The organism is Roseitalea sp. MMSF_3546, assembly GCF_030732865.1.
Lineage (GTDB): Bacteria > Pseudomonadota > Alphaproteobacteria > Rhizobiales > Rhizobiaceae > Roseitalea.
Map to the genome: position 1 here is coordinate 289,470 of NZ_JASHKB010000002.1, position 19,271 is coordinate 308,740.

Below are 19,271 nucleotides of genomic sequence, written 5' to 3' on the forward strand. Positions count from 1 at the left end.
CCAGACGCGTCGGGCCAAGACACATTGTCGACGCTCTCAGTTCTTCCGGTTCGAGAGGTAATGAATGCCCTGGAGCAATCAAAACGGCGGCGGCGGCGGCCCGTGGGGCGGCGGCGGCGGCAACAATGGCGGTCCGTGGGGCGGCGGCGGTGGCGGCGGCCCCTGGGGACAGGGCGGCGGCCCGCGCGGACCCCAGCGCCCCGGCGGCGGCGGTCAGCCGCCGGACCTTGAGGACATCATTCGCCAGGGCCAGGACCGGCTCAAGCGCATGATGCCCGGCGGTGGCGGCGGTGGCGGACGTTTGCTCATCGGCCTTTTGATCGCAGGTGCGCTCGTCCTTTACGGGCTGCAGGCCTTCTATCAGGTCGACACCGACGAGCGTGCGGTCGAATTGCTGTTCGGCGAGCCGAAGCAGGAGTTGTCCAATCCGGGGCTGCACTTCCATTTCTGGCCAATCGAGACGGTCGAGAAGGTGCAGATCGTCGAAAAGCAGATCCAGGTTGGCGCCGGCACCGGCCGCAGCGGGTCGCAGGGCCTGATGCTGTCGGGCGACCAGAACATCGTCGACGTGCAGTTCTCGGTGCTCTACTCGGTGATCGATCCGCAAGCCTATCTGTTCAACGTCGCCGGCCCGGACGATGCGGTCCGCCAGGTCGCCGAGAGCGCCATGCGCGAGATCGTCGGCCGGCGGCCGGCCCAGGACGTGTTCCGCGACAACCGTGCGGCGATCGCCGACGAGGTGCGGACGTCGATGCAGTCCACGCTGGACAGTTATGGCGCGGGCATCCAGATCAACACGGTGTCGATCGAGGACGCGGCACCGCCGCGCGAAGTGGCCGACGCGTTCGAGGAAGTCCAGCGCGCCGAACAGGACGAGGACCGCTTCCGCGAGGAAGCCAATCAGTACTCCAACCAGCAACTGGGTCAGGCTCGCGGTGAGGCCGCGCAGATCCGCGAGGAAGCGGCCGCCTATGCGACCCAGGTCGTGCAGGAGGCCGAAGGTGAGGCGCAGCGCTTCGTGTCGATCTACGAGCAGTATCGCCTTGCGCCCGACGTCACCCGCAAGCGCCTGTTCCTGGAGACGATGGAAGGCGTGCTCGGCAATTCCAACAAGGTCATCATGGACGAGGACGGCCAGGGAACGGGCGTGGTGCCCTATCTGCCGCTGCCCGAAATCCAGAACCGCCGGCAGACGGCCCAGGGCGGAGGAACGCAATAATGTTCAAGGGTAACCGCATTCCGATCATCGCATTCGTACTCGGCCTGATCCTGGTGCTGATCTATGCATCGGTGTTCGTGGTCAATGAGCGCGAACAGGCGATCGTGCTGCGCTTCGGCGAGATTCAGGACGTGCGCACCGAGCCGGGCCTTTACTTCAAGGCGCCATTCGCCTTCGCCGGCTTCGACACGGTGCAGATCATCGAGGATCGCCTGTTGCGGCTCGACCTGGTCGACAGCCCGCCGGTGCAGGTGTCCGGCGGCCGCTTCTACGAGGTCGACGCGTTCCTGACCTTTCAGATCACCGATGCCCGGCGCTTCCGCGAACAGGTCTCCGGTGATCTCAACTCGGCGGCGGCGCGTCTTCGCACGCGTTTCGACGCGGCCCTGCGCCGGGTCTACGGCCTGCGCGGCTTCGAGGCGGCGCTGTCGGAGGAGCGCGCCGAGATGATGGCCGAGGTGCGCGATCTGCTGCGGCCGGACGCCCAGCAGCTTGGCCTGACCATCGAGGACGTGCGTATCGTGCGCACCGACCTGACGGCCGAGGTCTCCCAGCAGACCTTCGACCGGATGACCGCCGAACGTCTGGCCGAGGCCGAGCGCATCCGCGCCCGTGGCCGCGAGAACGCCCAGCGCATCCGTGCCGTCGCCGACCGCCAGGTGATCGAGATCCTGTCGGAGGCGCGCCGCGAATCCGAGATCCTTCGCGGTGAGGGCGATGCCGAGCGCAACCGCATCTTCGCCGAGGCCTTCACGCGCGATCCGGAGTTCTTCGAGTTCTATCGCTCGATGATCGCCTATCAGCGCGCGCTCGCCCAGGACGACGGCGCCACGACCATGGTCCTGTCGCCGGATTCGGAGTTCTTCCAGTTCTTCCAGGACGCGCAGGGCCGCGAGCCGGCTCCCCGGCCCACGCAGGCATCGCCGCAGTAGATCGCGAAGCGCACATGGCCGATCTGGTGACCGCGCTGGGACTGGTGCTCGTCATCGAGGGCATCGTCTACGGCGCGTTCCCGCATCTGGGCCGCCGCATCGGCGAGTTCCTGCGGACCGCGCCCGACGACATGCTGCGCATTGCGGGGCTGGCCTCGGCGGCCATCGGTCTGGGCGTGGTCTGGTTCGCCCGCGCCGTCATGTAGCCCGGCGCGGGGTGGGGCGGCGTCCCTCGCATCGGGGCGGCCAGCGTAACAATGGCGTGAGCGGCAGGTCGCCATGGCCAATTGCGGCCTTATTTGCCGCCCATGGACGAGATGAGCGAAACAACGCCCGCCGGGCGTAGCGTGGAGGTTCTTCATATGCGAGCGAAAAGCGTCGCGGCGCGCCTTGGCACCGTCGCAGTCACCCTTGCACTGGCCGGACTGGTAGGGGTTCAGCCCGGCTTCGTTCCGTTCACGTCGCAGGGTACGGCCGCGGCGCAATCGGGGCCGCAATCGCTTGCCGACCTGTCCGATCGGCTGATCGATTCGGTCGTCAACATCTCGACCGCGCAGAACATCTCTGGCGGCGAGCGGAACGTGCCGCGGCCGCAACTGCCCGACGGCTCCCCGTTCCAGGAGTTCTTCGACGAGTTCTTCGACAGCCTTCCCGACGGCAATGACAGGGGCGGCGGCCAGCGCCGCGTGCAGTCGCTGGGCTCGGGCTTCGTGATCGATGCCGACGAGGGCATCATCGTCACCAACAACCACGTGATCGCGGAGGCCGACGAGGTGTCCGTCAACTTCAATGACGGCACCACGCTGGAAGCCGAGGTGCTCGGCCGCGACCCCAAGACCGACATCGCGGTGCTGAAGGTCGATCCGTCCGGCAATCCGGACATGGACGAGGTTCCGTTCGGCGATTCCGACGCCATGCGCGTGGGCGACTGGGTTCTGGCCATCGGCAATCCGTTCGGCCTTGGCGGATCGGTGACCGCGGGCATCGTTTCGGCCTTCGGTCGCAACATCAATTCGGGCCCCTATGACGATTTCATCCAGACCGATGCGGCGATCAATCGCGGCAATTCGGGCGGCCCGCTGTTCAACATGGATGGCGAGGTGATCGGCATCAACACGGCGATCATCTCGCCCACCGGCGGGTCGATCGGCATCGGCTTTGCCATTCCCGCCGACCTTGCCATGAATGTCATCGACCAGCTTCGCGAATTCGGCGAGACCCGGCGCGGCTGGCTGGGCGTGCGCATCCAGGAGGTCACCGACGACATCGCCGAGAGCCTGGGCATGGAGATGGCGCAAGGTGCCCTGGTCGCCGGCGTCATCGAGGGCGGCCCGGTCGATGACGGCTCCATCGAGCCCGGCGATGTCATCATCGAGTTCGATGGCAAGCCAGTCGAATCCATGCGCGAACTGCCGCGCGTGGTGGCCGAATCGCCGGTCGGCAAGGAAGTCGAGGTGGTCGTTCTGCGCGATGGCGAGGAGCAGACCGTCAACGTCACGCTCGGCCGGCTCGAGGATGGCGAGCGGCTGGCGCTGGCCACCGAGCCCACGGGCCAGGACGAGGAAGCGACCATCGAGATGTTCGGCATGACGCTGGCCGAACTCGACGAGGCGCGCCGCGAAGAGTTCTCGATCAGCGACGAGGTGACCGGCGGCGTCGTCATCACCGAAGTCGAGCCCGGCTCGGCCGCCGACAACAAGGATGTCAGCGCCGGCGAGGTGATCGTCGAGATCGCCCAGGAAGCGGTGTCCACGCCGGCCGAGGTCGAAGAAGCGATCGAGAAACTGCGCGAGAGCGACCGGCGCAATGCGCTGCTGATGCTGGCCGGTTCGGACGGCGCGCTGCGCTTCGTGACGATCCGCATCGATTAGGAGGGCGTCGCCCTCCCGGTCTTGCCGCGTCACGGTGAGGGGCGGCGCCGTGGGCGAGGCCACCGCAGCGCCGCATCGTCAGCCCACGATCTCGTCGGCCCGATAGCCCTGAATGTACAGGAGCGCCGTCAGGTCGCCATGATCGACGCGCATGGCGGCCTGTTCGGCGACGGCCGGCTTGGCGTGCATGGCAACGCCGAAACCGGCCAGTTCCAGCATGCCCAGATCGTTGGCGCCGTCACCCACCGCGATGGCATCGGCCGGCGTGAGCCCGTGTCGCGCCGCGATGTCCAGCAACGCCTCGGCCTTGGCCTGCCGGCCCAGGATCGGCTCGTGGACGGTGCCCGACAGCCGGCCGTCCTTGTGCACCAGCCGGTTGGCCCGGTGCTCGTCAAAGCCGACCTGCTCGGCGATCCGGGCCGTGAAATCGGTGAAGCCGCCCGAGATCAGCGCACACCATGCGCCATTGGCGCGCATGGTCGCGACCAGTTCCCTGGCGCCGGGGGCGAGCGCGATGCGCGATGCGATGACATGGTCGATGACCGTCGCCGGCAGACCTTCGAGCAGCGCCACGCGCTCGCGCAAGGCGCCCTCGAAGGCGATCTCGCCGGCCATGGCGCGCGCCGTGATGGCCGCGATCTTGTCCTTGATCCCCGCTTCGGCGGCCAGTTCGTCGATGCACTCCTGGCCGATCATGGTCGAATCCATGTCGGCGAGCAGCATCTTCTTGCGGCGGCCGGTAGCGTCGGCCGGCTGGACGACGCGATCGACGGGCGCCGCGCCCAGCGCCTCCGTCAGCGCGTCGATGCCGGCCGCCGGGCGATCGACGGACAGATCGACGGCGATCCCCGGTGCGAGCCAGTCCATGGCGCGGGCGCCGATGGCGTCGGCGGCGCGGGCAGCGAGCGCCGCGTCGAGAACCGGCCGCGCGGGATTGGCAATCAGGGTGACGATGTGGGACATGGGCGAAGAAACTGGCAGGCGCGCCGCGCTGGCGGGCAGGGGCGCTCGGAAGGGACGATGCGATCGATCACCCTGATAGCGGGGCCGACGGCGAGCGGCAAGTCGCGCCATGCGCTGGCGCTCGCAGAGCGCTCGGGCGCCCATATCGTCAATGCCGATGCCATGCAGGTCTATGACGTTTTGCGCATCGTCACGGCGCGGCCCGATGGCAGGGCGCTGACGCGCGTGCCCCATCATCTTTACGGGCATGTCTCGCCTGCCGTGGCCTATTCGACCGGGCGCTGGGCGCGCGATGTCGCCGCGCTGCTGGCCGATCTGCCGGCCGACCTGCCGCTGGTGTTCGTCGGCGGCACGGGGCTCTATTTCCGGGCGCTGACCGAGGGCCTGTCGCCGATCCCCCACGTTCCGGCCGATCTGCGCGCGAGGTGGCGGGCGACCCTGGCCGAGCGCGGCGCGCCGGCGCTGCATGCCTTGCTGGCCAGCCGCGCCCCCGGTGTCGCGGCCACGCTCGAGCCCGGCGACGGGCAGCGGATCGTGCGCGCGCTCGAGGTGCTGGAGGCGACCGGTCGATCGATCGCGCAGTGGCAAAGCCGGGCCGGGACAGCTGTGATCGACCGCGCGGCGATCGCGACGCGTCATCTGCTGCTGCCGGAGCGCTCGGAACTGCATCGGCGGATCGCCGCCCGCGCGGCGGCGATGATCGAATCGGGCGGGATCGAGGAGGTGCAGCGGCTGCGCGCCATGCGGCTCGACCCGAACCTGCCGGCCATGAAGGCGATCGGGGTGCGCGAACTGGGCTCGCTGGCCGACGGGCACATCGACAGGACCGAAGCGCTCGCCCGGCTGACGGCGTCCACGCGTCAATATGCCAAGCGCCAGATGAGCTGGTGGCGCAATCAGGGCGGCTCGGACTGGCAGGTGGTGATGGCGGGCGAGCCGCCAACGGCGTCTTCGCCGCCCTGTCCGGGCTGAAGGAAAACCGCTGCGGATGGCTACCCGATCGTTGACCGGCCCGGTGCGATTTCAACGGCCGGTGCACGCTTCCTTTACGCGGTGGTTGTAGTCCGTGATGCAGTGGTTGCAGTGAAGGGCATGATGCGTCTCAGTCGTGCGGAATTGGGGATTCTGGCCTATGTTACGGCCCTTGGTGTGGCCGCGGTCGCTTCATGGTTCGTCGCGGACATCGTGAGCGGACCCTGGCCCGGCGGGCCCGGCGCCTGGACCGATCCGGCGGGGCTGCCGGTCATCCTGTCACGCTTTGTCACGATCGTGTTGATCGCGGCGGTGTTGTTCGGCCTGGCCTGGCTCTACCCGGTCATCAGGCGCGACGCCCATGAGCGGGGTCGGCTGGCGCGCGAGAGCCGGTCGTACATGGAGGCCGCGCTGACCGACCCGCTGACCGGTCTGCAGAACCGGCGCTACTTCGACGACGCGCTGGGCGAGTTCATGCGCGAGTTCGGATCCATCGACCGGCCGCTGGCGATGCTGATCCTCGATATCGACCATTTCAAGCAGGTCAACGATACCTACGGGCACGATGGCGGCGATATGGTGTTGCGCGCGGTCTCGCTTTGCCTCCTGCAGCACACGCGCTATCACGACGTGCTTGCGCGGATCGGCGGTGAGGAGTTCGCCGTCATCCTGCCCAACACCGATGCGCCGGCCCTGCAACGCATCGCCGAGCGGATCCGGGCGGCGATCGCCGATCTGCCGGTCGTGCTCAAGGAGACCCGGGTGCCGATCACGGCCAGCTTCGGCATCGCCGTCTGGGACGGCGGTGAGAACGCCCAGGCGCTGATCAAGCGCGCCGACGAGAACCTGTATGCGGCAAAGAGCGGCGGCCGCAACCGGGTCGCATCCACCGGCCAGGCCAGCGAAACGGCCAGGCCCGCCGCGCCGGCCCAGCCTATTTTCGGAACCGGCTTATCAACTCCCGGCTCGAACCGGACGGCCCGGTCCGGTCGGGCGCAGGCGGGTCGGTGAAGCGCCGGCCCGAGCGCACGTTGCGGGCCTCGGGCTGATCGGACTGTCGACGCAAGGGACCCTCATAGGTGAAAAGGGCCTCGCGCCCACCCGCCTCGGCCGCCGGCCGAGCGGGAGCAGGGCCGTCCGCGGGCAGGGAGGGCCGCTGGTCGTCGATTGGTGCGCAGGCTTCCTCCAATTCATAGGCCGTGTCGGCCGCCTCGTTGGCGCCCGGATCGCGCATCACCTTGAGAATGGCATTAAGGTCGACCGGCTCGTCGGCGCCGCCGGTGTCGGTCGACAGGTGATTGCCGGGCAGTTCGGCCTCGCGCACCGCTTCGAACATCATGCGCATCGGCGTCGTGACCGCCTGGCCGAAGCTGATGGCCTCGCGGTTGGCGAGCGAGGGCAGAAAGCCGATATAGGAGCGCGAGGCGCCCGAGATCGCCTTGCGCATGATTTCCTGGTCTGCATCGTTGCTCAGCCGCATGGAGAGCATGGTCGAGCATTGCGACAGGATGGTCGCATCGACCTCGCTGGGACGCTGGGTGACGATGCCCAGGCTGACGCCGTATTTGCGCCCCTCCTTGGCGATGCGGGCAATGGCGGCCCGCGTCGGCCCGAAGCCGGCATCGGGATCGGCGGGAATGTAGCGGTGCGCCTCCTCGCACAGGACCAGCGTCTTCACCCGCGCGTTCGACCAGACCGACAGGTCGAAGGCCAGCCGGCACAGCACGCTGACGACCGCGTTGACGACTTCCGAAGGCAGCCCGTTGAGCTGGAAGATGGTCACCGGGCGACCATTGGCGGGCACGCGATAGATGTGGGCAAGCACGTCGGCGAAGTTGTCCACGATCGCGCGGTTGGCGAACATGAAGTGGTAGCGCGGGTCGTGCACGATCGAGTTGATGCGGGCCGAAAGGGCCTTGAGATGGGCGCGCGCGTCGCGCTGGTCGAGTTGGCCGGCGCGCTCGTCGATCAGCGCCAGAAGATCGGCGATGCGATAGGGGATCGGCGTGTCGGCGGTCAGCGACTGCCCGCGCCGGGGCTTGCGCAGGGTGGTCGAGGCGTCACCGCGGAAGCGCTGCTTGGCCAGCGGGATCATGTCGCGCAGGATATCGACCTCTTCGGGATCGGGCCGGCGGCCGCGGAAGAGCACCTCCACGAATTCCTCGAGCCGGAAGATCCAGAATGGCAGGTCCAGGGAGGTGTCGCTGATCGTCTCGGAAATGTCGGGGAAGGCGGAGGCGAACTCGTTGTGCGGATCGAGAAGCAATATGCCCAGATCCGGGCGCGTCCTGACGATCTTGCGCACCAGAAGGCACACCGCCGTCGACTTGCCGACGCCGGTCGTGCCGACCACGGCGAAGTGGCGTGAGATGAGCTGGTCGATCGACAGCATGGCCGGCACGTCGCGGTTCTGCGACAGTTCGCCAAGGCTGACGGCGGTCTTGTCGGTATTGGCGAAGATGGCCTTGAGATCGTCGCTGCGGATGCGGTGGGCGATCGCGCCAAGATGCGGATAGGCCGACAGCCCGCCAAGAAAGACAGGCTTGCCGGCCGCATCATCGCGGATCTCGCCGACAAGTTCGACATGCACGTGCAGGCGGTTGGGCCCGTCGTTGGACCAGTCGCCGTCGGGCGTGTCGATCCTGTAGAGCATGCCCACCGTGCGCAGCGACTGCGAACGGATGGTGATCAGCGTGCCGACCGCCCAGTAGTCGGCGCTCAGCGAATCGTCCGGCGGCATGACGGCGCTGATCACCGCGCGGGTGCCGTCGCACTCGATGACGTGGCCCTGGGTCCGGTTGCGACGCAGCGTCCGCGGATCGGTTCCCTCCGTTCCGCTCGTCTGGGCCGGACCGGGGCTGGTGTCGCGGTACATGAGAGCCGATCCCTTTTTAGCCGGGTGAGGCTACCCGCACGCGGTTAAGGAATGGCTACGCGATACGGTTACCGGCGCAGGACGGTTGACCGGGCGCGGCGACATGCTAAATACGGCTCATGATCTCGATGTCGCTTATCGTAGGACCGCGCATGGGCAAGGTGGCGTAGCCACCGGGCGAGACCACCCATGCGCGTTCGACCAAGGCTCCCCAGGGGGCCTTTTTTGTTGCCTTAATCACGATCGATTGTATGACAACGTCCCCAAGGGACGCCCAGCCGAGACGGGAACAGTGACATGGACGCCAGACCCCAGACACAAGCGGACAGGCAGATGACGGGCGCGGAGATGGTGATCGAGGCGCTCAGGGACAATGGCGTCAAGCACATCTTCGGCTATCCCGGCGGCGCCGTCCTGCCCATCTATGACGAGATCTTCCAGCAGGAGGACGTCGAGCACGTTCTGGTGCGGCACGAGCAGGGCGCCGGGCATGCGGCCGAGGGCTATGCGCGCTCGACCGGCAGGGTGGGCGTGGTTCTGGCGACATCGGGGCCGGGCGCGACCAATACCGTGACCGCGCTGCAGGATGCGCTGATGGATTCGGTGCCGCTGGTTTGCATCACCGGCCAGGTGCCGACGACGCTGATCGGCTCGGACGCCTTTCAGGAGTGCGACACGGTCGGCATCACCCGGCCGTGCACCAAGTACAACTGGCTGGTCAAGAACGTCGACGATCTCGCACGCATCCTGCACGAGGCGTTCCGTGTCGCCCAGACCGGCCGGCCGGGTCCGGTGGTCGTCGACATCCCCAAGGACGTGCAGTTCGCCACCGGCACGTATCGCGGCCCGGACATCGCCCATGAACGGATCAGCTACCAGCCAAGGCTCGACGCCGATCCGAACGCGATCGCGCAGGCCGTCTCGCTGATGGCGCAGGCAAAAAGGCCGGTCATCTATTCGGGCGGCGGCGTCATCAATTCGGGCGACAGGGCGAGCGCGCTGCTGCGCGAGCTGGTCGCGGCAACCGGATTTCCGATCACCTCGACGCTGATGGGCCTTGGCGCCTATCCGGCCTCGGGCGAGAACTGGATCGGCATGCTGGGCATGCACGGCACCTATGAAGCCAACATGGCCATGCACGACTGCGACCTGATGATCAATATCGGGGCGCGCTTCGACGATCGCATCACCGGCCGCGTCGACAAGTTCTCGCCGGGCTCGCGCAGGATCCATATCGACATCGACCCGTCCTCGATCAACAAGGTCGTGCATACCGATGTCGGCATCGTCGGCGATGTCGCCCATGTGCTCGAGGCCCTGCTCGAAGCCTGGCGCGATGGCGGGCACGGGCCGGACCGCAAGGCGCATGCGCCCTGGTGGGAGCAGATCGGCAAGTGGAAGGCGCGCAACTGCCTGGCCTATACCAATTCGGATGCGGTGATCATGCCGCAATACGCCATCCAGCGACTCTACGAGGCGACGCGCGCATCGGGCCGGGATACCTTCATCACCACCGAGGTCGGCCAGCACCAGATGTGGGCGGCGCAGTACTTCGGTTTCGAAAAGCCCAATCGCTGGATGACGTCGGGCGGGCTGGGCACGATGGGATACGGCCTGCCGGCGGCGCTGGGTGTGCAGATCGCCCACCCGGACGCGCTCGTCATCGACATTGCGGGCGATGCCTCGATCCAGATGAACATCCAGGAGATGTCGACGGCGATCCAGTACATGACGCCGATCAAGATCTTCATCCTCAACAACCAGTACATGGGCATGGTGCGCCAGTGGCAGCAATTGCTGCACGGCAACCGGCGCTCGCACTCCTACACCGAGGCCATGCCCGATTTCGTCAAGCTGGCCGAGGCCTACGGGGCGCACGGCATACGCTGCCAGAAGCCGGGCGATCTCGACGAGGCGATCGCCGAGATGGTGGAGATCGACAAGCCGGTCATCTTCGATTGCGTGGTCTCGGCGCTGACGAACTGCTTTCCGATGATCCCGTCGGGCAAGGCGCATAACGAGATGCTGCTGCCGGACGAGGCCACAGACGAGGCCGTCGCCAATGCGATCGGCGCGGAAGGCAAGGCCCTTGTCTGATCCCGCCTTTCGGCACGAGCCATGAACCGGCCGGCGCCGGGGCCGGCCGACTATGCACTTCTGGGCACGCTGTCGCTGATCTGGGGCAGTGCGTTCCTGTTATCGAAGATCGCGGTCGCCGATTTCGACCCGCTTACGCTGACCGCGCTGCGCCAGGCGATCGCGTTCGGGTGCTTTGTTGCGGTCGCTTTCGTCATCGGCACGCGATGGTTCCGTCCCAGCATGGGCGAGCATGTCCTGATCGCCGCCTGCGCGTTGACCGGTACGGTGGTCCCGTTCACCGCGATCAACTGGGGCGTTGCCGTGGTCGACAGCGGGCTGGCGGCGATCCTGATGGGTCTTATGCCGCTTGTGGTCATCGTGCTGGCGCATTTCGCGACGCCCGACGAGAAGCTCAGCGGACCGAAGGTTTTCGGTGTGCTGCTTGGCCTTGTGGGTCTTGCAATCCTGTTCTGGCCGGCGCTGCGCGACGGGCTGGGCCGCGATGTCTGGCGGCAACTGGCGCTTCTGGGCGCGGCGACCAGCTATGGCGTCAACGCGCTTTTGGTCAAGCGGTTGGTGCATCGGCCGCCGATCGCCTTCTTCGTCATGCTCACATGCTGGTCGGTGCTGTTTTCGGCGGTGCTTGCCTTCATCGTCGAGGCGCCGTTCTCCGCTTCGCCATCGCGCGATTCGCTTGCCGCGCTGGCCGCGCTGGGCGTCATGCCCACGGCCGGCGGGGCCTTCCTGATGTTCGCGCTCATCGAGCGCCAGGGTGCATCGTTCTTCGGGCAGATCAACCTGCTGGTGCCGGTGGCGGGCTTTATCATCGGCGTGGGGCTCGCGGGCGAGCGGCCGGGGTTCGGCGCCGTCTTGGCGCTTGGCTGCATCGTGGCGGGCCTTGTCGTCGCGCGCATCGGCGCGGGGCGCGCGGGCCGGGTGCCGGTCGCACCGCAGCAATGAAAACGCCCGGCAGCCATGCCGCCGGGCGCTTGCGATCACGGCTGAACGCCGTCAGTTGTTGACGGCCGAACTGAGCGTGAAGTCCTCACCATCGGCACGGATTTCGACCTCGACCGGCCGGCCCGAGCGCAGGACGGCGTCGAACTCGTAGTAGACATCGAAGTCCTCGCGCAGGCTGCGCTCGACCGACGACACCCGCAGGCCGCTGATCTCCTCGCCGATATCGCGGCGCAGGTCGCGCGGGACGGCGCGCAGCGGAATGCGCTCCCTGATCTCGGTGATCGAACCGTCGGCGGTCATGTAGACGGCGGTCGGCCAGTTGGTGAACCGGTTGCGGCCGGCAAAGACAAAGGCGCTGTCGGCTTCCTGCGTGCGCCGCCACCCGGTAAAGCGCACATAGGGCATGACGGCCTGGGCGAGCGCGAAGGCCCGGCGCGCCTGCTGGCGCTGATCGGCCTGCGCGTCCTCGCCCTGCTGCGCATCGGCCGTCTGCTCACCGTTATCGGCGGCCATGGCGTCCTCGCCGGCATCGTCGGGCGCCAGTCCGGTCTGGCTTCGCTCGGCTGGAATGGGCTCGTCATCCGGTTCGGCCCTTGCCGGGTCCTTGGCGGCGGTCTGCTGGCCGTTCCCGGGGTCCTCGAGCTGTCGGTCGCCCTCGGCCTTGGCGGCGTCGGCGGGATCGATCGTCTCGTCGAAATCGTCTTAGGTCTCGGCAATGGCGCCTTCGCTCATGTCGGTTTCGCCATCGGCCCGGTCGGCCCTCTCGCGCTCCTCCTGCTCGTCGTAGATGGGCTCGTAACGTTCGGCGATGGTGCCTTCGGCGACTTCGGTGTCACCGGCGCCCGGCGCCGTCATCACCGCGTCGGGATCCTCGGCGCCGCCATCGAGGGGCTGGTAGCGGCTTGCCACCGTGCCTTCGGAAGCCTGCATGTCGATGTCGCGATTGGTGCCTTCGGCCGCGGCGGCCTGCTGCGTGTCGGCCTGGTCGATCTCACCCTGCTCGGTCGCCTCGCGGACCTGCTCGGTGGGATCGTCCATTGCGTCGAGCGGTTCGAACTCGTCCATCATCGCGTCGGCCGACACAGTCGCGTCCGTCTCGGCATTGTAGTCCGGCACGTCCTGGGGGATCGTCTCGCCCGGCTGGACGCCGGCATCCTCGCGCAGCGAGGTCTGCTGCCCGTTGCCATCGCCCGCCTCGGCCAGGATGTCCCGGCAGACATTGATGATGGTCGCGGTGTTCGATCCGTTCTGCATCTGGCCGGTTTCGACCTGCGCGCCGCCGCGGTCCATGATGTCGCGACATGCGTCGCGCACCATCTGACCGGTGTCGGTCTGCTGGGCGGTGGCGGTTCGGGCCACGAGGGTCAGCGCCATGACGCTGGCGGTCGTCCTGAGTGCCTTGCGCATCGTCTCCTCCGATGAATTCCTGCTGGCGGAGCCTGGCTCCGGCTTTCCAAGGGGCGCGTTCCTGCCCCTCTTGGCGGGTAATTCGCGAAACGGGCAAAGGTTCAGCGCCAGTTGACCGGGCCGACTTGAACGCCCGGCCAATCCCTGCCAATGAACGGCTTTGACGCATCGGACCGCAGCAATGGCAAATTCGCAGACAGCGCCGGCCTCGGCCTATTTCATCACCCGCGACACCCAGGCTCCCGAACGGCACACCCTGTCGGTGCTGGTCGACAACGAGCCGGGCGTGCTGGCGCGGGTGATCGGGCTGTTTTCGGGGCGCGGCTACAATATCGAGAGCCTGACCGTCTCGGAGACCGAGCACGAAAAGCACCTTTCGCGCATCACCATCGTCACCAGCGGCACGGCGCAGGTGCTCGAACAGATCCGCAACCAGCTCGAACGCATGGTGCCCGTGCACCGGGTGACGGACCTGACCGTGATCGCCCATCACGAGGGCTACGAGAAACCGCTCGAGCGCGAACTGGCCATGGTCAAGGTGCGCGGCACGGGCGAGAACCGGCTCGAGGCGCTGCGGCTGGCCGACGCCTTCAAGGCCAATGTGATCGACGCCAATGTCGACCATTTCGTCTTCGAGTTGACCGGGCGGACCAACAAGGTCGAGCAGTTCATCGCCATCATGGCGCCGCTCGGCATCGTCGAGGTGTGCCGGACGGGCGTGGCCGCCATGCGGCGCGGACCCGAGGCGATGTAGGGCGCCGCGCGTGATGCCGTGATCGAAGCCTTCAAGGACGCCTTTCGCCAGCGCCAGGACCGCTGGCGCGAGGGCTGGATGCGCGACCTTTCGCTGCCGGCCAATCGCTTCAGTGCGCATTTCGACATGATGATGTTCGATCATGGCGTGCTGCGGCTCGGCTGGCGCAATCTGCACGAGTTCGCGCCGGGCGTGTGGCGGTCGAACCAGCCTTCGCCGGTCCAGTTCAGGGACCTTCAAAGGCGCGGCATCCGCACCGTGGTCAATCTGCGCGGACCGTCCTTGTGGGGCTCGTACGTACTCGAAAAGGAGATCTGCGCCGAACTGGGCATGCGGCTCGTCGATGCGCGCCTTTATTCGCGCATGCCGCCGACGCCCGAGGAGGTGGAGGCGCTGTTCGAGGTGTTCGAGACGGCCGAGCGGCCGCTCGTGATGCACTGCAAGTCGGGTGCCGACCGGGCCGGGCTGGGCGCCGCTCTCTATCTTCTGTGGGAGGGGCGGCCACCCGATGAGGCCGCGCGGCAGCTCTCGCTGCGCTATCTGCACATCCGGCGGGCCAAGACGGGCGTGCTCGACGCCTTCATCGCCGCCTTTGGGCGCGCGCATGCGGCGCGGGGCATCGGCTTTCGCGACTGGTTGCACACCGAATACGACAAGGGCCGGATCATGGAAGAGTTCGATGCCAGCCGGCTGGGCAATTTCGTCGTCGAGCGGGTGCTCAACCGCGAATAGCGGCGGCCGCAATCTATGGCGCGCAGCGCTCGAATCCCGTAGACCCTGCCCATGCAGCTTTCTGCGCAGCAGGACGAAGCCCTGGTGGCCGTGGCCGACTGGCTCAAGCGCGGCGACAGCCCGCTGTTCCGCCTGTTCGGCTATGCCGGCACGGGCAAGACCACGCTGGCGCGGCATTTCGCCGAAGGGGTCGATGGCGAGGTGCAGTTCGCCGCCTTCACCGGCAAGGCGGCGCAGGTGATGCGCGCCAAGGGTGCCGCGAACGCCAAGACGATCCACTCGCTGATCTACAGGCCGCGCGGCGAGGAGGAGGTCGAGGACGAGATCACCGGCAAGAAGGGCTTCGCGCCGACCTTCGCGCTCAACCGGCGTTCGGACATTGCGCGTGCCAGCCTGGTCATTGTCGACGAATGCTCGATGGTCGGCGAGGAACTGGCGCGCGATCTTCTCAGCTTCGGCACGCCGGTGCTGGTGCTGGGCGATCCGGGGCAATTGCCGCCGATCTCCGGCGGCGGCTTCTTCACCGACGCCGAACCCGACTTCCTTCTGACCGAGATCCACCGCCAGGCTGCGGAAAACCCGATCGTGCGCATGGCGATGGACGTGCGCGAGGGGCGGGAGCTGATGCATGGCGACTACGGCACGGCGCGCATCATCGGCAAGTCGGAGCTCGAAACCGAGATGGTCACCCGGGCCGACCAGGTGCTCGTGGGCATCAACCGCACGCGGCGGCGCTACAATCAGCGCCTGCGCGAGCTGGCAGGTTTCGAGGGACCCTATCCGCAGGCCGGCGACAAGCTGGTCTGCCTGCGCAACGATCCTGCCAAGGGGCTGCTGAACGGCTCGCTGTGGAAGGTGATGACCGCGTCCAAGCAGACGTCCAAGCCCGGCATAAACCTGCTGGTGGCGCCCGATGACGGCGACACCGATCGCGGTGTCGCCAAGATCCGGCTGCTCAAGGCGGCCTTCGAGGACCCCGATGCCGATATCGCCTGGCAGCTCAAGCGCCGGTTCGACGATTTCGACTTCGGCTACGCGCTGACCGTGCACAAGGCGCAGGGCTCGCAATGGGACGATGTGATGGTCTTCGACGAGAGCTTCGCCTTTCGCGACATGCGCGAGCGCTGGCTCTATACGGCGATCACGCGGGCGGCCGAGCGGCTCACGATCGTCAAGTGAGGGTGAACAGGCGTCAAGTGAGGGTGAACAGGACGGCGCCGGCGTCGTCGGACACCTTCATGCGCGGATAGATGTGCCCTTCGGGATCCTCGACGCGCTCGATGGCGCGCAGTTCCTTGCCGAGGGCGGCAAGGCCGACGTCGCTGGCCGCGTCGATCAGGCTGCCTGGCGTATAGCGGCGATAGCGGTCGACGAGGGCGGCAAAGCCGTCGGTGCACACGATGCCGCGCGCCGGCGCGGCGACCGGCCATGCGGCGCGGACGACATGGGCGCCGGCCTCGGGCACCAGTCCGAGCGTGTAGAGCGGGCCGCCGGGCGTGTTGTAGCGGGCGCGCAGCGCGCGCTGACGCTGCTGCTCGATCGCGTCGCCCTCGGCGGCATGGCCGCCCCGGAGGCCGCCGCGCCGGGCGATCGCCGCGCGGGCGTCTTCGGCCTCGCGGGCGTGGTTGTCGCCGAGCGGGCAGTGGCGCCGGGCCGGGCCATCGGCGCCGGCGAGGAACAGCACGCAATCGCCCAGGCCGTGGGCGGCGAGCGAAGGGCCCTCCATCCGCGCCAGCAGGAAACCGGCGACGGGCCAGGCCCAGCGTTCGAGCGCGCCAAGATCGGTGCGGTCTGTCAGATGGGCGCGCGCGGCAGCGTTTGTGCGGGCGACAAGCGCGCCGATATCGGCGTCCGGATCGGCGGCGAGGCCGGCCTTCAGGTGCGCGGCGGCGAAGGCGGCGAGCCAGGCCGCGTCGGTGCCCTCGGCGCTGCCGGCGACCGACCCGCCAAGGCCGGTGGCGCCGTCGATGACAAAGGCGCACGTGCCGGTGTGGCCCACGCGATCCTCATTGGGACGGGCAGGGTCGCCGGGCAGACACAGCGAATCGGTGACGGTCAGTCGGGTCATGGAGCGTTGGCGCATCAGCCCTATGACGGGCGTGCGGCGCGTTCAAGCGGCGAGCAGCGGGCCGGCATTGAGCCACTTCCAGGCCGCGTCCTCCTCATCGCGCTCGAAGGCCTTGATCTCGACGGGCATGAACGCGCCCATGAAGCTCGCCGTCGACCGCAGCGCCGCGGGGCCGCCCACGATCGCATAGCGGCGCACATGCGACAGGCTCGATCCCTTGGTGCTCCAGGTTGCGCCCTCGAACAGCATTTTCGGCTCGAAGCCCTCGAATTCGTCGACGATGACCATAAGGTCGATGCGCTCGTGACGCTGGTAGGCATCGGACAGGAAGCCCATGACCGCCTTGGCGTCGGCGGTGCGCACCTTGTCGGTGATCCTGAAGGCCAGCATGTCGGCGCGGTCGGTCGGCACGCGCACGATCGCCGGCTTGCGCGCGGCGGGCGGCACCTGCATGCCATTGGCGAAGGCGCGGGCGCGCTGGCGCTCGTCTGGCTTGAAGCAGCGAATGTCGAGCGAGCGGAACACCTTGCCCTCGAGCCAGATCAGCGTCTCGATCCATTCATGGCCGGTAAGAACGGCGATGCGCTGGTAATGGTCCAGTTCGTTGATCTGGGAGAAGCCGTAGCGCAGATCGGCGATCAGCGCCTCGGCCGTCATGCCGGCAAAGCCGGTCAGATCGACCACGAGGCTGATCTTTTCATGAGCCTCGCGCGCCGCTTCGAGTTCGGTGATGGCGTGCTCGATATCGGTCTTTTCGAGCCGTCCGGTCACATCCAGCGAAATCACGCCGGGCGACAGCTCCTCAACAACGATCATGAATGTCTCCAGGAACGCATTTCACGGCAATCAATTGAGCGAAAAATCCTATGGCTGGCGCGGGGCGGCATTGCGCTATATCAACCGGAAAAAGCCTTTGCGGGGATCGGCTGACCATGGCCACACGACTTTCCGTCAACCTCAATGCCGTCGCGCTGTTGCGCAACCGGCGCGATCTGCCCTGGCCGTCGGTGACCCGTCTGGGCCGGATCGCGCTGGAGGCCGGCGCACACGGGCTGACCGTGCATCCGCGCCCCGACCAGCGCCATGTGCGCTTTGCGGACCTGCCGGCCTTGCGCGCGCTGCTCGACGATGGGTTTTCCGATGCCGAGTTCAATGTGGAGGGCTATCCGTCCGAGGAGTTTCTCGCGCTGGTCGAGCAACACCAACCCGAACAGGTGACCCTGGTTCCCGACGATCCGGCGCAGGCGACATCGGACCATGGCTGGGACTTTGCCGCCCATGCCGATTTCCTGACCCGGACGGTGGCGCGGCTCAAGCGCGGCGGCATGCGCGTGTCGCTGTTCTGCGATCCCGATGCGGGGCAGGCGGGCGTCGCCGCCGCAAGGGCCACCGGCGCCGACCGGATCGAGCTCTATACCGGCCCCTATGGCGCATGCTATGACGATGCGACCGGGGCGGCGCGGCAGCTCGCGCTCCTGGGCGAGACCGCCGATGCGGCACGGGCCGCCGGGCTCGGCGTCAATGCCGGTCACGACCTGACCGTCGACAACCTTCCGGGGCTGGTCGGGCGTGTGCCCGATCTCGCCGAGGTGTCGATCGGGCACGGGCTGACGGCCGATGCGCTCGAATTCGGCATGGCGGGCGCCGTCAGGCGTTTCCTGACGGTTCTTGGCTGAAGCGGGCGCAAGCGCCGCTTGACACAGTACCGTACCGTACGGTACTAAGAGGTGACAGGGGAAGATCCATGAGCCGACACATCCGCATGTCAGACGAATCAGAATGCCTTGGCGGCGATGGCCCCATGGCCGAGGAGCAGTACACGCCGCGCCAGCAGGAGGTGCTGGAAGCGGCGCTCGGCCTTCTGGTCGAGGGCGGCGAAAAGGCGATCACCACGGCCGGGCTGGCGCGGGCGGCCAACTGCTCCAAGGAGAGCCTTTACAAATGGTTCGGCGATCGCGAGGGCGTCCTGGCGGCGATGATCTCCTATCAGGCCTCCAAGGTGCGCGTTGCGCCCGCCGGCAGCGGCGCGCAGCGGCCGGCCGAGAGCTTCCGGGCCGATCTGGTCGCCTTTGGCGTCGATCTGCTGACCGTGCTGTCCGGGCCGACATCGCTGGCGCTCAACCGGCTGGCGATCGGGCAGGCGAGCCGCGAGGGCTCGCGGCTGGGCGATCTTCTGGTGGCGCGCGGGCGCCATGCGGTGGCCGCGCGCGCCAAGGCGTTGCTCGAGGCGGGCCGGCGCGCCGGACATCTGCGCTTTGACGACACCCAGGCGGCCTTCGACACGTTGTACGGGCTCGTGGTGCGCGACATGCATGTGCGTCTGATGCTCGGCGAGAGCGTGCCCGCGACCACCGGCGATGCAGCCATTGCCGGCCATGTCGGCGTGGCCGTCGACCAGTTCTTCCGCCTTTACGGCACCGAGCAGACCCTTTGACCTGA

The 19,271-nt window shown here is 67.6% G+C and carries 19 protein-coding genes; 13 read left to right on the top strand and 6 right to left on the bottom strand.

The features are described 5' to 3' along the window. Positions 1-64 precede the first annotated feature (64 nt). From hflK to RBB34_RS03285, 4 genes are all read left to right on the top strand, one after another. Positions 65-1,219: an FtsH protease activity modulator HflK gene (hflK, locus tag RBB34_RS03270; protein ID WP_306117755.1), complete on the top strand. Its 1,155-nt coding sequence runs from the start codon at positions 65-67 to the stop codon at positions 1,217-1,219. Beyond that, complete coding sequence (locus RBB34_RS03275; protein WP_306117756.1) at positions 1,219-2,151, top strand: protease modulator HflC; 933 nt, start codon at positions 1,219-1,221, stop codon at positions 2,149-2,151. The genes hflK and RBB34_RS03275 overlap by 1 nt, the downstream gene beginning before the upstream one ends. A 14-nt stretch (positions 2,152-2,165) precedes the next feature. Then, positions 2,166-2,357 carry a DUF2065 domain-containing protein gene (locus RBB34_RS03280; RefSeq protein ID WP_306117757.1) on the top strand — a complete coding sequence of 64 codons (192 nt, stop codon included), beginning with the start codon at positions 2,166-2,168 and terminating at the stop codon, positions 2,355-2,357. 156 nt (positions 2,358-2,513) lie between these two features. Next, positions 2,514-4,022 carry a Do family serine endopeptidase gene (locus RBB34_RS03285; RefSeq protein ID WP_306117758.1) on the top strand — a complete coding sequence of 503 codons (1,509 nt, stop codon included), beginning with the start codon at positions 2,514-2,516 and terminating at the stop codon, positions 4,020-4,022. Positions 4,023-4,100: 78 nt separating this feature from the next. On the opposite strand, the gene serB is transcribed toward RBB34_RS03285, so the two are convergent. Continuing rightward, on the bottom strand, positions 4,101-4,985 hold the full coding sequence (gene serB, locus RBB34_RS03290) for a phosphoserine phosphatase SerB (protein WP_306117759.1): 885 nt from the start codon (positions 4,983-4,985) through the stop codon (positions 4,101-4,103). A gap of 57 nt (positions 4,986-5,042) precedes the next feature. Between serB and miaA the strand changes: the two genes are divergently transcribed. Both miaA and RBB34_RS03300 read left to right on the top strand, forming a co-directional pair. After that, positions 5,043-5,957, top strand: a complete 915-nt coding sequence (miaA, locus tag RBB34_RS03295; protein WP_306117760.1) for a tRNA (adenosine(37)-N6)-dimethylallyltransferase MiaA — start codon at positions 5,043-5,045, stop codon at positions 5,955-5,957. Between the two features lie 213 nt (positions 5,958-6,170). Beyond that, positions 6,171-6,968 (top strand): GGDEF domain-containing protein, encoded by a 798-nt coding sequence (locus RBB34_RS03300; RefSeq protein WP_306117761.1) that lies wholly within the window; start codon positions 6,171-6,173, stop codon positions 6,966-6,968. Here RBB34_RS03300 and RBB34_RS03305 read toward each other — a convergent pair. After that, positions 6,892-8,832: a DUF87 domain-containing protein gene (locus tag RBB34_RS03305; protein WP_306117762.1), complete on the bottom strand. Its 1,941-nt coding sequence runs from the start codon at positions 8,830-8,832 to the stop codon at positions 6,892-6,894. The two genes, RBB34_RS03300 and RBB34_RS03305, sit on opposite strands and share 77 nt — an antisense overlap. A 297-nt stretch (positions 8,833-9,129) precedes the next feature. Here RBB34_RS03305 and RBB34_RS03310 point away from each other — a divergent pair, with 297 nt between their 5' ends. Both RBB34_RS03310 and RBB34_RS03315 read left to right on the top strand, forming a co-directional pair. After that, positions 9,130-10,929 carry an acetolactate synthase 3 large subunit gene (locus RBB34_RS03310; RefSeq protein ID WP_306117763.1) on the top strand — a complete coding sequence of 600 codons (1,800 nt, stop codon included), beginning with the start codon at positions 9,130-9,132 and terminating at the stop codon, positions 10,927-10,929. A 21-nt stretch (positions 10,930-10,950) separates the two neighbouring features. After that, positions 10,951-11,871, top strand: a complete 921-nt coding sequence (locus RBB34_RS03315) for a DMT family transporter (RefSeq protein ID WP_306117764.1) — start codon at positions 10,951-10,953, stop codon at positions 11,869-11,871. A gap of 51 nt (positions 11,872-11,922) precedes the next feature. Here the strand turns inward: RBB34_RS03315 and RBB34_RS03320 are convergent, their stop codons facing one another. Together RBB34_RS03320 and RBB34_RS03325 are read right to left on the bottom strand one after the other, a co-directional pair. After that, on the bottom strand, positions 11,923-12,384 hold the full coding sequence (locus tag RBB34_RS03320) for a hypothetical protein (protein WP_306117765.1): 462 nt from the start codon (positions 12,382-12,384) through the stop codon (positions 11,923-11,925). Positions 12,385-12,573: 189 nt separating this feature from the next. Beyond that, positions 12,574-13,278, bottom strand: coding sequence for a hypothetical protein (locus RBB34_RS03325; RefSeq protein WP_306117766.1), 705 nt, complete (start codon positions 13,276-13,278; stop codon positions 12,574-12,576). Positions 13,279-13,459: 181 nt separating this feature from the next. Between RBB34_RS03325 and ilvN the strand changes: the two genes are divergently transcribed. Genes ilvN through RBB34_RS03340 form a run of 3 tightly spaced genes read left to right on the top strand, consistent with a single transcriptional unit; the run spans position 13,460 to position 15,943 of the window. Next, positions 13,460-14,032 carry an acetolactate synthase small subunit gene (gene ilvN / locus RBB34_RS03330; protein ID WP_306117767.1) on the top strand — a complete coding sequence of 191 codons (573 nt, stop codon included), beginning with the start codon at positions 13,460-13,462 and terminating at the stop codon, positions 14,030-14,032. Between the two features lie 18 nt (positions 14,033-14,050). Continuing rightward, positions 14,051-14,764: a tyrosine-protein phosphatase gene (locus tag RBB34_RS03335; RefSeq protein ID WP_306117768.1), complete on the top strand. Its 714-nt coding sequence runs from the start codon at positions 14,051-14,053 to the stop codon at positions 14,762-14,764. A gap of 51 nt (positions 14,765-14,815) precedes the next feature. Next, entirely contained in the window at positions 14,816-15,943 is a 1,128-nt protein-coding gene (locus RBB34_RS03340; RefSeq protein ID WP_306117769.1) for an ATP-dependent RecD-like DNA helicase, read from the top strand. 13 nt (positions 15,944-15,956) lie between these two features. Here RBB34_RS03340 and RBB34_RS03345 read toward each other — a convergent pair whose 3' ends face one another. Both RBB34_RS03345 and RBB34_RS03350 read right to left on the bottom strand, forming a co-directional pair. Then, a complete protein-coding gene (locus tag RBB34_RS03345; protein WP_306117770.1) occupies positions 15,957-16,832 on the bottom strand; it encodes a hypothetical protein in 876 nt (291 codons plus the stop codon). A gap of 42 nt (positions 16,833-16,874) precedes the next feature. Further along, positions 16,875-17,648, bottom strand: coding sequence for an STAS/SEC14 domain-containing protein (locus tag RBB34_RS03350; RefSeq protein WP_306117771.1), 774 nt, complete (start codon positions 17,646-17,648; stop codon positions 16,875-16,877). A gap of 116 nt (positions 17,649-17,764) precedes the next feature. Between RBB34_RS03350 and RBB34_RS03355 the strand changes: the two genes are divergently transcribed. Further along, the gene (locus RBB34_RS03355) at positions 17,765-18,508 is read left to right on the top strand and encodes a pyridoxine 5'-phosphate synthase (protein ID WP_306117772.1); all 744 of its coding nucleotides are present in this window, start codon (positions 17,765-17,767) and stop codon (positions 18,506-18,508) included. Between the two features lie 86 nt (positions 18,509-18,594). Next, positions 18,595-19,266, top strand: a complete 672-nt coding sequence (locus tag RBB34_RS03360) for a TetR/AcrR family transcriptional regulator C-terminal domain-containing protein (RefSeq protein ID WP_306117773.1) — start codon at positions 18,595-18,597, stop codon at positions 19,264-19,266. Positions 19,267-19,271: the final 5 nt, after the last annotated feature.

What these genes read in the sequence shown, in the direction of transcription:
- hflK (WP_306117755.1), top strand. Translation starts at nt 65, where the DNA reads ATGCCCTGGAGCAATCAAAACGGCGGCGGCGGCGGCCCGTGGGGCGGC.
- RBB34_RS03275 (WP_306117756.1), top strand. Translation starts at nt 1,219, where the DNA reads ATGTTCAAGGGTAACCGCATTCCGATCATCGCATTCGTACTCGGCCTG.
- RBB34_RS03280 (WP_306117757.1), top strand. Translation starts at nt 2,166, where the DNA reads ATGGCCGATCTGGTGACCGCGCTGGGACTGGTGCTCGTCATCGAGGGC.
- RBB34_RS03285 (WP_306117758.1), top strand. Translation starts at nt 2,514, where the DNA reads ATGCGAGCGAAAAGCGTCGCGGCGCGCCTTGGCACCGTCGCAGTCACC.
- serB (WP_306117759.1), bottom strand. Translation starts at nt 4,985, where the DNA reads ATGTCCCACATCGTCACCCTGATTGCCAATCCCGCGCGGCCGGTTCTC.
- miaA (WP_306117760.1), top strand. Translation starts at nt 5,043, where the DNA reads ATGCGATCGATCACCCTGATAGCGGGGCCGACGGCGAGCGGCAAGTCG.
- RBB34_RS03305 (WP_306117762.1), bottom strand. Translation starts at nt 8,832, where the DNA reads ATGTACCGCGACACCAGCCCCGGTCCGGCCCAGACGAGCGGAACGGAG.
- RBB34_RS03310 (WP_306117763.1), top strand. Translation starts at nt 9,130, where the DNA reads ATGGACGCCAGACCCCAGACACAAGCGGACAGGCAGATGACGGGCGCG.
- RBB34_RS03315 (WP_306117764.1), top strand. Translation starts at nt 10,951, where the DNA reads ATGAACCGGCCGGCGCCGGGGCCGGCCGACTATGCACTTCTGGGCACG.
- RBB34_RS03320 (WP_306117765.1), bottom strand. Translation starts at nt 12,384, where the DNA reads ATGGCCGCCGATAACGGTGAGCAGACGGCCGATGCGCAGCAGGGCGAG.
- RBB34_RS03325 (WP_306117766.1), bottom strand. Translation starts at nt 13,278, where the DNA reads ATGCGCAAGGCACTCAGGACGACCGCCAGCGTCATGGCGCTGACCCTC.
- ilvN (WP_306117767.1), top strand. Translation starts at nt 13,460, where the DNA reads ATGGCAAATTCGCAGACAGCGCCGGCCTCGGCCTATTTCATCACCCGC.
- RBB34_RS03340 (WP_306117769.1), top strand. Translation starts at nt 14,816, where the DNA reads ATGCAGCTTTCTGCGCAGCAGGACGAAGCCCTGGTGGCCGTGGCCGAC.
- RBB34_RS03345 (WP_306117770.1), bottom strand. Translation starts at nt 16,832, where the DNA reads ATGACCCGACTGACCGTCACCGATTCGCTGTGTCTGCCCGGCGACCCT.
- RBB34_RS03350 (WP_306117771.1), bottom strand. Translation starts at nt 17,648, where the DNA reads ATGATCGTTGTTGAGGAGCTGTCGCCCGGCGTGATTTCGCTGGATGTG.
- RBB34_RS03355 (WP_306117772.1), top strand. Translation starts at nt 17,765, where the DNA reads ATGGCCACACGACTTTCCGTCAACCTCAATGCCGTCGCGCTGTTGCGC.
- RBB34_RS03360 (WP_306117773.1), top strand. Translation starts at nt 18,595, where the DNA reads ATGTCAGACGAATCAGAATGCCTTGGCGGCGATGGCCCCATGGCCGAG.